Origin of the sequence: Pseudoalteromonas sp. S327 (genome assembly GCF_005886415.1) — a bacterium.
GTDB lineage: Bacteria > Pseudomonadota > Gammaproteobacteria > Enterobacterales > Alteromonadaceae > Pseudoalteromonas > Pseudoalteromonas atlantica.
Genome location: NZ_PNDP01000014.1, coordinates 81,223 through 94,518, shown reverse-complemented (window position 1 = coordinate 94,518; position 13,296 = coordinate 81,223). Strand labels below are relative to the sequence as shown.

The 13,296-nt window shown below is 40.6% G+C and carries 8 protein-coding genes and 1 pseudogene; 6 read left to right on the top strand and 3 right to left on the bottom strand.

The window, feature by feature from the left end:
* Positions 1-244: 244 nt before the first annotated feature.
* Together CWB60_RS05920 and CWB60_RS05915 are read right to left on the bottom strand one after the other, a co-directional pair.
* The gene (locus tag CWB60_RS05920) at positions 245-1,381 is read right to left on the bottom strand and encodes an MFS transporter (protein ID WP_138576368.1); all 1,137 of its coding nucleotides are present in this window, start codon (positions 1,379-1,381) and stop codon (positions 245-247) included.
* A 172-nt stretch (positions 1,382-1,553) separates the two neighbouring features.
* Positions 1,554-2,765 (bottom strand): annotated as a pseudogene (locus tag CWB60_RS05915) (porin).
* A 637-nt stretch (positions 2,766-3,402) separates the two neighbouring features.
* On the opposite strand from CWB60_RS05915, the gene CWB60_RS05910 reads away from it, so the two are divergent.
* The 5 genes from CWB60_RS05910 (at position 3,403) to CWB60_RS05890 (ending at position 10,667) form a co-directional block, all read left to right on the top strand.
* Positions 3,403-4,992, top strand: a complete 1,590-nt coding sequence (locus CWB60_RS05910) for an ABC-F family ATPase (RefSeq protein ID WP_083901794.1) — start codon at positions 3,403-3,405, stop codon at positions 4,990-4,992.
* Positions 4,993-5,142: 150 nt separating this feature from the next.
* Positions 5,143-5,625, top strand: coding sequence for a 5-(carboxyamino)imidazole ribonucleotide mutase (purE, locus tag CWB60_RS05905; RefSeq protein WP_024033606.1), 483 nt, complete (start codon positions 5,143-5,145; stop codon positions 5,623-5,625).
* Positions 5,626-5,627: 2 nt separating this feature from the next.
* On the top strand, positions 5,628-6,779 hold the full coding sequence (locus CWB60_RS05900) for a 5-(carboxyamino)imidazole ribonucleotide synthase (RefSeq protein ID WP_138576366.1): 1,152 nt from the start codon (positions 5,628-5,630) through the stop codon (positions 6,777-6,779).
* A gap of 115 nt (positions 6,780-6,894) precedes the next feature.
* Positions 6,895-8,058, top strand: a complete 1,164-nt coding sequence (locus CWB60_RS05895; protein WP_138576364.1) for an endonuclease/exonuclease/phosphatase family protein — start codon at positions 6,895-6,897, stop codon at positions 8,056-8,058.
* A 104-nt stretch (positions 8,059-8,162) separates the two neighbouring features.
* Positions 8,163-10,667, top strand: a complete 2,505-nt coding sequence (locus CWB60_RS05890; RefSeq protein WP_138576362.1) for a S9 family peptidase — start codon at positions 8,163-8,165, stop codon at positions 10,665-10,667.
* 78 nt (positions 10,668-10,745) lie between these two features.
* Here CWB60_RS05890 and rrtA read toward each other — a convergent pair whose 3' ends face one another.
* Positions 10,746-11,330, bottom strand: coding sequence for a rhombosortase (rrtA, locus tag CWB60_RS05885; protein ID WP_138576360.1), 585 nt, complete (start codon positions 11,328-11,330; stop codon positions 10,746-10,748).
* A 97-nt stretch (positions 11,331-11,427) separates the two neighbouring features.
* On the opposite strand from rrtA, the gene ggt reads away from it, so the two are divergent.
* Entirely contained in the window at positions 11,428-13,206 is a 1,779-nt protein-coding gene (ggt, locus tag CWB60_RS05880) for a gamma-glutamyltransferase (protein WP_138576358.1), read from the top strand.
* Positions 13,207-13,296 lie beyond the last annotated feature (90 nt).

The window sequence follows — 13,296 nt, the reverse complement described above, 5'->3', positions numbered from 1 at the left end:
CATTTGTGATCAGCGATAATCTGTTTAATTACTTTGCCATTTAAGTATATTTTCACCATCTTTATAAACTCTTAATGCAATTAATATAAATTAGCTGGTGGCTTTATGGTAAAAGAACACATCATACTAAGTTATCGTTAAGTAATAAACTTAGCTAAAGAGTGAAAAGGAATAAAAGTAGCCAATAAATAGGGGATATAATTGGCTACTTAATTTAATAATTTTACCGGTTATTGATTGCTACTTAGTGCGCTTTAGGTTTAACAAGAAGGGCGATAGCTACAACGGCGCTTAAAATACTGCATATTATAAATACGTTATGTTCACCCCCAGGTATGTACTCCATAAACGAGGTAAAAAACTGACCGGAGAACACAGCCATTGTAAAATACGATAAGTTACGTCCGCGAACATTTTCTGGGCTTAGCTCTACGGTCATGTGGTTTAAAAGAGGAATGCTAAAACCAAAGCCAATACCAATTAATAGCGCGCCTAATACTAATATCAATGTACTTGATTGTATAAAGCAAAGGTATGATAAACCAAAGGCAAAAAATGCGATTGCTAATACATTTTTCTCACTAAGGCGTTTAGTTGCTTTAGGCATAAATCCCGCTGTAAATACCGCAATTAAAGATATAAAAGCCAATAGTTGGCCTATTTCAGACTCATTAAAATTTAGTGCGTGCAAGGTAAAAGGTAAAAGCACGGTTGAGGTAAAAAATATGGTCATAGCTAGGGTTGATACTATATAAACCCCTTTAAGCGTTAATGCGTTTGAATTGCTCTTTTTTATTTGTTGAGTTTGCTCTGTGTTTTGGGCGTTTAATTTCTGCTTGCGGGGTACAAACATGAGCAACATAGCTAAAAATACCCAAGCAATTAAATACAAAGCAAGGGGTAATCCCCAATACATTGACGCTAAAACACCGCCTAAAAATAAAAATATAACGCCACCTAGCTCTATCGCCATGCCTTGTTTGGCAATCATATTCAGTCGGGCTTCGCCGCTGTACCACGTTGAAATTAATACGGTGCAACTTGCCATCACTATTGCTGTAATACCACCTAATGCAAAACGATTAATAAATACTAAGGTCGGGCCATGTAAAAAGTAAGCACATGCACCCACTAATCCGTATAAAAATAAACCTATTATAAGTAAAGGGTATGCGCCGTACTTGTCTATTAATCTTCCGGCTAGGGGGGCAAACACCACCGCACCTAAAGAAGGTAAAGTAATTAATAATACGCTGTTGCTTTGTATGCCTAGGCCATCAGCAATGGTAACTAAACCCGGCGCTAATAGGGTGCCAACCATTATGGTTAAACTGGCAATACATAGTAGAGTAAAATTACCGGCGGTTTTGAGTGAACTCATTTTCTCTCCATTAATTTTCGGGTGAATTTTAAGCATGTTTACAGGCATTATTAATACGCAGCGCACACAGCTTTTATAACGCATTCAAACATTTAATTTTTTTCATCATTTAACGTTTAAAATAAAAAAGCCCAGCATATAGCTGGGCTTTGTGTGTTGTTATGGTGGGAAGTTAAAACTTGTATCTAAAACCAAATGCAATCCCGTCGTCTTCAGACGCTTCCATTTGTGATTGCTGGTCTTTGTCATCACTTTCAAAGTCGCTAAAATCTTTACGGGCTTCAGCGTAGGCAATGGTGTTTTCGTCAATTAAGTAATGAACACCAATCACAGCAAACTGACGTTTGAATACATCATTAGGATCGGTATTAAAGTTAGGTTGAATAACGTAATCGTCACCGGCATCTAAAATGTTATAAGCCACAAAAGGGCGCACATCGTTATCAAAACGGTACGACATAAAGGTTTCTACACCAATAGAGTCTTTAATTAAGCGCCCTAGGTTATCGGTATCGTGGTTTTCGCTTTTATTTATGTTAGCGGCAACGTATAAACCTGGTTTTTCAATGCTGCCCCACATTACACCCGCACCAAAAATTAAGTCTTCAACAGTTTGTGTTGTGCCATCGCCATACGTTACATCAAATTCACCACGGTTTACGCCTGCTGTTAACGTTAGCATGTCGGTTGCGTTATAAGTTACAGAACCACCAAAGGTGTAGTTAAATTCTACTTCTTGAGCTGCGCTGTCGCCAGTATTCCACAGGGCTTCACACGCTTCTTCAGAAATGTCATTAACATCACAGGTATAAAATTCGCTGTTTTTAAGTTGCGCTTGAACTGCAAAGCTAAAGTCGTTGTAGCTATTACGGTATTGAATTAATTTATCACCACGGCCTTTACCAATGGTAATTTGCCCGTACTTTTCGTGCGAAAGGCCAGCATAACCTAAACGGTTATATAAAAACTCATCTTGAATAGATTCAAAGCAGTACCATTTACAGCACCGTCGTCTTTGTTGTATGTGTAAACACCCGCAGCATTACCATCCCATACAAAGCTGTTATTGGTGCCATAAACTACGTCGTACCACGCACCCCATTGGGTTGTTGTAAATAATATCGCTACTACCAACAGGGTTTACACCCCATTCAACAAGCGCCAGTGCCGACCAGTCTTTTTTAAGTTGGCGAGTAAAGCCAAAGTTTATACGTGATGTACCATTTACCACTTCGGTTTGGTTTTGCGTATTAATAACGCGCACATCAAGGTAACCACCTACTTTAATAGTGTTCTTTTCATCCTTATAGAGCTCTACTGCTGAAGCAGCTGGCGCAACTACTATGCTTGTTCCTAATAGTAGGGTTACAAAGTTTTTAATCATTTGTGATGCCTTGTGTGTATTAACTTTAAAAAGTGACATTAAATTTAGAAGGCATGAAGACTAGCAAAGCCCTTATGGGCTCAAAAGTGAAAAATAATCAATGAAATTAGCGCTAAAAATGAATATATATTCACTGGAGGTTAATGGTGTTTTTTATCTGTTAAGGGATAGGCTATTTTTGATTAAAAACTACGTAAATAGTGCTGAAAATAGCGCAAGTAAGTGGGTTTTAAAATGAGTTTTTTTCATGTTGGATAAAAATAAAACGCTAGTGCAAAAACTCTAAAAAGCATTTTATATCATAAATATATACCCAGTTATCTGTTTTTTAAAATGCTTTGCGATAAACAATCGACTTATTAAGTTAAACGGGTTTATTAATTAAAATTTAAATCCTGATATGGCGCACAAATCGCGCTATTATTTTTAGCTAAGCGCATTTTTTTAGTTGAATAAGCATTCACTGGCTTAATTACGTTTTTAGGCACTATTTGGTAGGCATTAATTTACGCCTTTAATGAGTGGAATAGGGCATAGTTCATGCACTTTCAACCTTAAACTTTCATAGAAAAAAAGCTGTATTTAGTTTAAACTGCGCGCAATTTAAATACATCATGTCCCCCTGGAGGGTAGCGCTATTATTAGTACAGCTAACATCACCATGCAATTTGGTGCTAAACCGTTATTTGAAAACATATCTGCAAAGTTTGGCGAAGGAAACCGTTACGGTTTAATTGGTGCAAACGGCTGTGGTAAATCTACATTTATGAAAATCCTAAGTGGCGAACTAGAGCCCTCTGCAGGTAACGTAAGTACAGATCCAAATGAACGTGTGGCTAAACTAAACCAAGACCAGTTTGCTTACGAAGAATACTCTGTAATTGATACTGTGATCATGGGCCATAAAGAATTATGGGATATTAAACAAGAGCGCGATCGCATTTACTCATTACCAGAGATGAGTGAAGAAGACGGCATGAAAGTAGCCGATTTAGAAACTGAGTTTGCCGAAATGGACGGCTATTCAGCTGAGTCTAAAGCGGGTGAGCTTTTATTAGGGGTAGGTATTTCGACAGAGCAGCATTATGGCCCTATGTCTGAAATAGCACCCGGTTTTAAACTACGTGTGTTACTTGCGCAAGTGCTGTTTTCTGACCCTGATATTATGCTACTTGATGAGCCAACCAATAACTTGGACATTTACACCATTAAATGGTTAGAAGATGTGCTTAATCAACGCGACTGCACCATGATCATCATCTCGCATGACCGCCACTTTTTAAACTCAGTATGTACGCACATGGCCGATATTGATTACGGCGAGCTTCGTATTTACCCAGGTAACTACGATGAGTACATGTTTGCAGCAACACAAGCACGTGAGCGCCTATTAAGTGAAAACGCGAAAAAGAAAAGCCAAATTGCTGAACTACAACAGTTTGTATCGCGCTTTTCTGCAAACGCGTCAAAGGCTAAACAAGCAACGTCGCGTGCAAAACGTATTGATAAAATTCAGCTAGAAGAAGTAAAAGCCTCTTCTCGCCAATCGCCGTTTATTCGCTTTGAGCAAGAAAAACAGCTATTCCGTAACGCATTAGAAATGACCAACCTAAGCCAAGGTTTTGAAGACAATACGTTGTTTTCAAATTTAGAAGGTTTAGTAGAAGTAGGCGAGCGCATTGCTATTATCGGTGAAAACGGTGTAGGTAAAACAACATTACTTAATACGCTTGCTGGGCGTTTAGCACCTAAGTCGGGCGAGTTTAAGTGGTCTGAAAATGCCAATATTGGTTACTACGCGCAAGATCATGCTGACGAGTTTGAAAAAGACATGAACTTGTTTGAGTGGATGGAGCAATGGCAACAAGAAGGCGACGACGAGCAAGTGGTTCGTGGCTTTTTAGGACGCATGTTGTTTTCGCAAAACGATATCAAAAAGTCTGTAAAGGTTATTTCAGGTGGTGAACAAGGCCGTATGTTATTTGGTAAAATTATGATGCATAAACCAAACATACTGTTAATGGATGAGCCAACAAACCACATGGATATGGAGTCTATCGAGGCGTTAAACCTTGCATTAGAAGCGTACGAAGGCACTTTACTGTTTGTATCGCACGATCGCCAGTTTGTATCATCGGTAGCCACCCGTATTTGGGAGATAAAAGACGGCCAGGTGATTGACTTTAGAGGCAACTACAGCGAATACCTAGCAAGCAAAGAAGTATAAGCTCTTTGTAACTGCAACCCTTTAAAAGCCATGTTTAAACGTGGCTTTTTTTGTTTTTGTGAGTCGCAATTAAACTTGGTTTGGGTATAATACCCGCCTAAAACCGGACATAAGTCCGCTATTTTTAAAATACATTACTGAGGAGTATTTATGACTGTTGGCATTATTATGGGTTCTAAATCAGATTGGCCAACCATGGAACACGCAGCGCTCATGCTCGAAAAATTTGGTATTGAGTACGAAACAAAAGTGGTCTCTGCGCACCGCACTCCTCAACTTCTTGCAGATTATGCAAATTCAGCCGCAGATCGTGGTATAAAAGTGATTATTGCTGGCGCCGGTGGTGCTGCGCATTTACCGGGTATGGCAGCGGCATTTACATCGCTTCCTGTGCTTGGTGTTCCGGTTAAATCTAAAGCCTTAAACGGTGTAGATTCATTGTTATCTATTTGCCAAATGCCAAAAGGCGTAGCCGTGGGTACACTGGCTATTGGTGAGCCAGGCGCTGCTAACGCAGGTTTACTTGCTGCACAAATTTTAGGGTGCCAAAACCCAGAAATTTTTGCAAAAATTGAAGCATTTCGTAAAGAACAAACCGAGACTATTTTAGCTAACCCTAATCCTGCAGAGTAAAAATGAAAATTTTAATTTTAGGTGCCGGCCAACTTGCGCGAATGATGAGCCTAGCAGGCGCCCCCCTTAATTTAAATGTGGTTGCTTACGATGTAGGCAGCCAAAAAATTATGCATCCGCTAACCGGTGAAATTTACACAACCACACTTGAGCAGGCAATTAGTGACGCTGATGCGATTACCGCAGAGTTTGAGCATATCCCCGATGATGTACTTACACTGTGCTGCAACAGTAATAAATTTTACCCAGGGAAAGCTGCCATAAAGACTGGTGGCGACCGCGCATTAGAAAAAGCGTTACTAGATAAAACAAACGTAGCATGTGCGCCGTATCAACTGATCACAGAAAAAGCGCATTTAGAATTAGCGGTTAAAACCCTAGGCAAACCGCTGGTTATTAAAACGTGCCAAGCAGGGTACGATGGTAAAGGGCAGTGGCGTCTAAAATCAGATGACCAAATAGAGCAAATTTGGTCAGAAATGGCTGATTTTATTGCCTCTGGCACACAGGATGCGCCACACAGCATTATTGCTGAAAAAATGATCCCGTTTGACCGTGAAGTCTCTATTATTGGTGCACGCGATAAGCAAGGTAATGTGGCTATTTACCCAATTACTGAAAACGAGCACACCAACGGCGTGCTTACTTTGTCGATTGCGGGTAAAAATAACACGCTGGTTGAGCAGCAGGCCCATAGTGCATTTACAAAAATTGCCAACGAGCTTAATTATGTTGGCGTACTTGCCATTGAGTTTTTTGATGTAAACGGTACTTTACTGGTGAACGAAATTGCGCCGCGAGTTCATAATTCAGGACACTGGACACAGCAAGGCTGCCATTGTTCGCAGTTCGAAAACCACATGCGAGCTGTAGCGGGTTTACCACTAGGTAGTACAGAGCTTAAGCATATTACCGCCATGATTAATGTGTTGGGCCAAGGATGTATTCCTACCGAGGTTTTAGCAGTCAGTGATGTAACCAGCCACTGGTACGGAAAAACGGCAAAACCTGGACGTAAAATGGGGCATATTAATGTATCTGCAGATAACATTAATAACCTTGCCGATAAGCTTGGGCAACTTACCGATTACCTACCTGAGCAAGCGTATCCCGGCATTTTAAAAGCTGCTACTGCACTTATGCTAAGTGAGTAAAGGCTGCAATTAACTAATTGAATACCGGCTTAAGCCGGTATTTTTTTGTCATAAAAATAGGTATTAATTGTGTAATACTGGTAAAGTCTATTTTTTAATTTTTTGAAGTAAAAAAATGAAACTAAACATACTTTATGGCGCATTAGCCATTGCCGCTTCATTTAGTTTAAATGCTACAGCCAGCCAGAGCCTTCGTATTGCCACCTTTAATGTGAGTATGGATGCAACTAATCACACGCCAAAAGGCGAGCAAGTTAACCCCGATGCGCTAGTTAATGCACTAAAATCAAACCACCAGCAAATAAAAAATATAGCCGAAATAATTCAGCGTGTTCGCCCTGACATTATTTTATTAAACGAGTTTGACTATGTACCAAAAGCGCAAGGTATAGATTATTTTAAACGCCAGTTTTTAAATGTAAGCCAAAATAAACAAGACCCCATTGATTACCCATACAGTTTTATTGCCCCTGTAAATACAGGCCTTGCTACTGAGTTTGACCTTGATAACAACGGTAAAAAAACCGCTGTAATGGGCGATGCTCAAGGTTTTGGTTTTTTTGAAGGGCATTACGCGATGGCTATTTTATCTAAATATCCCATTAACCTTGAGAAACTGCGCACGCTTCAAACGTTTAAATATAAAGATATGCCTAATGCGCAAATGCCAATAGACCCTAAAACAAAAGAGAATTGGTATAACACGCAAGAATGGCAAGCGCTTAGGCTTAGCTCTAAATCGTTTTGGGATGTACCTGTTGTAGTAAACAATAAAACGGTGCATGTGCTTGCCTCGCACCCAACCCCGCCGGTGTTTGATGGCGACGAAGACAGAAACGGCAAACGTAATCATGACGAAGTTAGGTTAATTGCCGATTATGTTGCTAATAAAGCCTATATTTACGACGATAACGGCCAAAAAGGCGGATTAAAAGCAAACTCTCGGTTTGTTATTTTAGGTGACTTAAACGCCGCGCCTGAAGGGGATAAAGCACGGGTTGAAACCACCAATCAAATTTTAAATAACCCACTTATAAATTCGCAATTTATACCGCAAAGCGCCGGTGCTAAAGAGCAATACCCGCAGCCATACGCAAAGCACTTTACCGCTAACTGGCAAGCGCGTGTAGATTATGTTTTACCGTCTACCTATGGGTTTAAAATACAAGACGGCGGGGTGTTTTGGCCCACTAAAAACAGCGAGCAATATAGATTAATAGAAGATAGAAACGCATCGAGCGATCACCGATTGGTGTGGCTCGATTTGCTAATAGAGTAAACTCATCTTTACCGTGAAAATGTGTTATTTATCTTAAAAAATTGCAATAACTCAAGTGCTTCTGCTTAAATACGGCTCAATTATAATAACCGTATAGAAGCACTATGATTTTTAACCTATCGTCATCAAAAACATTAGTAGCGCTTGCTGTAACCTCTAGCATTATGCTTGCAGGTTGTAGTGCTACCGCTAATACCTCTTCATCACAGCAAAGCGCTTTACCAGCAACTCCCGTTGCTGCGGTTGTAAACACACCTGCTGATGCTGGCTCGCAAAATATTACGCTAGAACAAGCCATGGCAAACCCTGATTGGATAGGCAACCAGCCTAAAAATGCGTACTGGGCAAGTGATTCAGCCACCATTATTTATGCTCAAAAGCAGCAAGGCAGCAACCTAAACGATATTTATAGCCAGCCAATTAACAGCAAAAAAGCGATGCAAGTTTCACTTGATAAACTGCATACTGTAGGTGCTTCTAAAGCGGTTTATTCATCAGATAGAGCACTTCAAGCTTATACGTTTAAAGGCAATGTATTTGTTAAAAACCTCACAACGGGTGAACTTAAACAAATAACAGCCACCTCAGCAAATGAGTCTAAACCACAGTTTTTAAATAATGGCGATTTAGTTTACCGCCAAGGTAGTGTGTTTTTTAAAGTTGATTTAAAAACAGGGTTAAGTACAGAGCTTGCTAACTTAAAATTGGCCGATGAGCCAAAAGGCTTACAAGAGCCAACTAGTTACATTGCAAAAGAGCAGCATAAACTGATTGAGTTTGTGGCGCTGCAGCATAAAAACAAACAGGATACGCAAACACGCAATGAACAAATAAACGCGCAAAATAGCTCCATTGCTAACACCGCTTTTTATTTAGGTGATGGCAATGTAATTAAAGAAGCGCAACTATCGCCAAACGGTGATGCTTTAATTGTTGTGTTGCAAAAGCAGCAATCGTGGCGTGATAAAGGCGATATTATGCCTAACTACATCACCGATGATGCCACTATAGAGCCTAAAAAAGTGCGCCGCCGTGTGGCTGATGCAAAAGAGCAAACATCATCGGTGATACACATTAACCTTGTAGATAAAACACAAACGCCACTGAGCTTTGATACGCTACCGGGCTTTGATGAAGATGTTTTAGCCGAGGTTAAAAAAGAAAACTACGCGCGTGATGGTAAAACGTATAAATCTAAAAAAGCGCCACGCGGTATTAACTTAATTACTAATTGGGGATTAAACCAAGCTCCCATAGTGTGGAACGATGACGGTACGCAAGTTGCCATTATGCTAGAGGCGTGGGATAACAAAGACCGCTGGATAGCCACAATCGACTTTGATAAAAATGAGCTTGTGTCGCAGCACCGCCTGCATGATGATGCTTGGATAGCTTACGCGTTTAACAATTTTGGCTGGTTACATAATTCAAACACCCTGTATTACTTATCAGAAGAGTCGGGCTATAGTCAGCTTTACAAAAAACCGCTTAACGGCAAAGCAACCGCTTTAACTAGTGGCCAGTTTGAAGTATCGGACATTACGTTAACTCATGATAATAGTGCTATTTATTACAAGGCAAACGTAGAGCACCCAGGCCTTTACGAAATTTACCGTGTTAACCCACAAACAGGTAAAAACGAGCAAGTAACTGACCTTAACGGTATGACCGACTACACGTTAAGCCCAGACGAAAGTAAATTACTGCTTAAGCACTCTAAAATAACAATGCCAACAGAGCTTTTTGTTGCCGATGCTAAAGCAAACACCACAGCTACACAGCTCACCCATACGGTGTCGGATGAATTTTTAGCTAAAAAGCTCACCGCACCTAAAATTGTTGCCGTGCCATCTAGCCACACAGAGCAACCTATTTATGCCAAGGTGTATTACCCAAGTGACTATGTAGAAGGTGAAACAGGCAAAACCCGTAAAGCGGTTATTTTTAACCACGGAGCAGGGTACTTACAAAACTCACACATGGGGTGGTCTGTGTATTTTCGTGAGTTTATGTTTCATTCATTACTTGCCGATGAAGGTTACATAGTGATGGACATGGATTACCGCGCTTCTAAAGGTTATGGCCGCGATTGGCGTACTGCGATTTATCGCCAAATGGGTACACCTGAAACGCAAGATTTAGCAGATGGCGTTAAATGGATGGCGCAAAACGCAAATGTTGATACCAACGCAGTAGGCACATACGGTGGCTCATACGGCGGGTTTATGACCTTTATGGCGCTATTTACTGCCCCTGAGCTATTTCAATCTGGGGCAGCACTTCGTCCAGTAACCGATTGGGCGCATTACAACACCGCTTACACGGCTAATATTTTAAATCACCCAGATGTAGATCCCATAGCGTATGAGCGAAGCTCGCCAATTTATTACGCAGAGGGCTTAAACAAGCGCTTATTAATTAACGCACCTATGGTTGACGATAACGTGTTTTTTCAAGACTCAGTACGTTTAGTACAGCGATTAATTGAACTTGAAAAGCAAAACTTTGAAACGGCTATCTTCCCGGTAGAGCCACATGGCTTTGTACAGCCATCAAGCTGGTTAGATGAATACCGCCGTATACATAAATTATTTAAAGAAACACTTTAATCTTAAATTTAAAAATTAAAGTGTAAAAACAAAAACGCCGCGTTAACTAACGCGGCGTTTTTATAAATATTGAAAAGCTTAATCGCTATTTTTTAAGTATTTAATTGCTAAAGGTATGCTAAGCAATGTGCCGCCCACCGCGCCAATTAAGTGCGCATCAATGGCAACGGTTGAATCAATTAATTGGCCAATACTGGCATCGGGGCCGTTTACTTGCTCCATTATTATTTTTATCCACACGCCTATAAATAATAAATAACCCGATTTAAGCGACAGGGTAATGTCTTTCACCGCTCCCCAAATAATGACACCATGCAATAGGGCGCTTAACCCCGTGTATATAGATATAGCAGGGCAAAACCATAATACGCCGAGCCCACACCAGATTGCTAAAAAACACACATTAAAGGCATAACGCGCAGGCGATGTGTATTCGCCATGCAGTAACCAAATTAAAAATACGCCTAATGCGTTTAATCCTAAATGCGCCCAGTTAGCATGTACAAATTGACTGGTAAACACTCGCCAAACTTCGCCGTTTTCAATGAGCCTTCGGTTAAATTCAAGTAAATTATTTAAATCAAATGCAGCAAAAACAATACTAAAAAGCATCAAAAATAATGGCGAAAGTAAATAACGAGGTTGTAGCGGTAAATTAAGCATTTTATTATGTTTTTTTAGTCAAAATTTTTGCATATTGTGCCCGTTTAACTTTAAGATGCCAAATACAACTACGTAATTAAGTGTTTTTAGTATTTTTATGCATTTTAAACTTAAGTCATTATTTACTATTGGTTTGTTTGCAGTAACGCTGCCAACAATAGCAAAAGAACCTGCAAAATTAGAAATTCGCGAGCCAGAAGCCACCACTTCAATTGTACAAAAACAATTAGTAACTGGTGATCAATACATGGTGGCCGCGGCCAACCCGTATGCCTCACAAGCTGGACAACAGATTTTAGCTAAAGGCGGAAGCGCGGTAGATGCGGCAATTGCAACGCAATTAGTGCTTACCTTAGTTGAGCCACAATCATCGGGCATTGGTGGTGGTACATTTATGATGTACTACAACAAAGCTGATAACCTACTTACAAGCTTTGATGGCCGTGAAACTGCGCCGCAAAATGCAGACGAAAACCTGTTTTTAGATAAACACGGTAAAGCCGTTAAGTGGATTGAAGCAGTTGTTGGCGGTCGCTCTGTGGGTGTGCCAGGTATTTTGCATGCCTTTGCAAGTGCGCACCAACAATACGGTAAACTTGCGTGGAGCGAGTTATTTAAACCCGCTATTAAACTTGCCGAGCAGGGCTTTGAGGTGTCGCCACGTTTACATGGTTTATTGGCTCGCCAATTAAACCCAGGTGTAATGAGTATGCCGGTGATTAACGAGTACTTTTACCCTAATGGCGAATTAATTAAAGCCGGTACGTTTAAAAAAAATCAGCCCTTAGCTAATTTATACAAAGACATTGCTAAACAAGGCATTGATGCATTTTATAAAGGCGATAACGCTAAGCAAATGGTAAACGCAGTGCAAAATTCAAAAATTGCACCGGGAACATTAAGCGAATCAGACCTGGCTAATTACAAAAGCAAGCAACGCGACGCAGTATGTATTAAATACCGTGCTTATAATGTGTGCTCTATGGCCCCACCGAGCAGTGGTGGTGTAGCAGTATTACAAATTTTGGGCTTGCTTGAACACAAAGACATGAGCGCGCTTAAACCTAATAGCGAAGAGGCAATTCATTACTTTAGCCAAGCCTCACGCATAGCATTTGCCGATCGTAATATGTACATGGGCGACCCTGATTTTACACAAGTGCCTACCAAAGAGCTGTTAAATAAAAAGTACATTACATCGCGCGCCAAGCTTATTACTGAGCAAGACACAAAAGCAGTTGCAGGTAATCCGGTAGGCTACTTAAGCTACGCAAAAGATGATTCTTTTGAGTTGCCATCAACATCGCATGTATCCATTGTAGATAGCTTTGGTAATGCCGTATCAATGACCAGTTCAATTGAAATGGCATTTGGCTCGACTGTGATGGTTAATGGCTTTATTTTAAATAACCAATTAACCGATTTTGCGCTTTCGCCACGCATTGACGGCAAATTAGTAGCTAACCGCGTTGAGGCAGGCAAACGCCCACGCAGCTCTATGTCGCCGGTAATGGTGTTTAACAACGACGGCAGCTTACGCTTAGTGGTTGGCTCGCCAGGTGGCAGCCGTATCATTGATTACGTAGCGCAAGTGGTTATTGGTGTACTGGATTGGAACTTATCGGCGCAAGAGGCGATTAACCTGCCAAGAACCACCAATCGTAACGATTACACGAGCCTTGAAAAAGGCACCGCGCTTGAAGCCATAGCCCCACAATTAACTAAACGCGGCCATGCTGTACGCGTACTTGATTTAAACTCTGGCTTACATGCCGTAGAGGTTAAAAACAATAAATTGTATGGCGGTGCTGATCCGCGCCGTGAAGGGGTTGCTTTGTCGGATTTAACTGACAAAAACGCCACTATCAAATTTTAATTTATGTATAATAGCCATGCAGGCAGTGAAGCCTGCATGTGTTTTCTCTCAATGGTCTGACAAGCTTAATTGTCATTGCAATTTAACCTT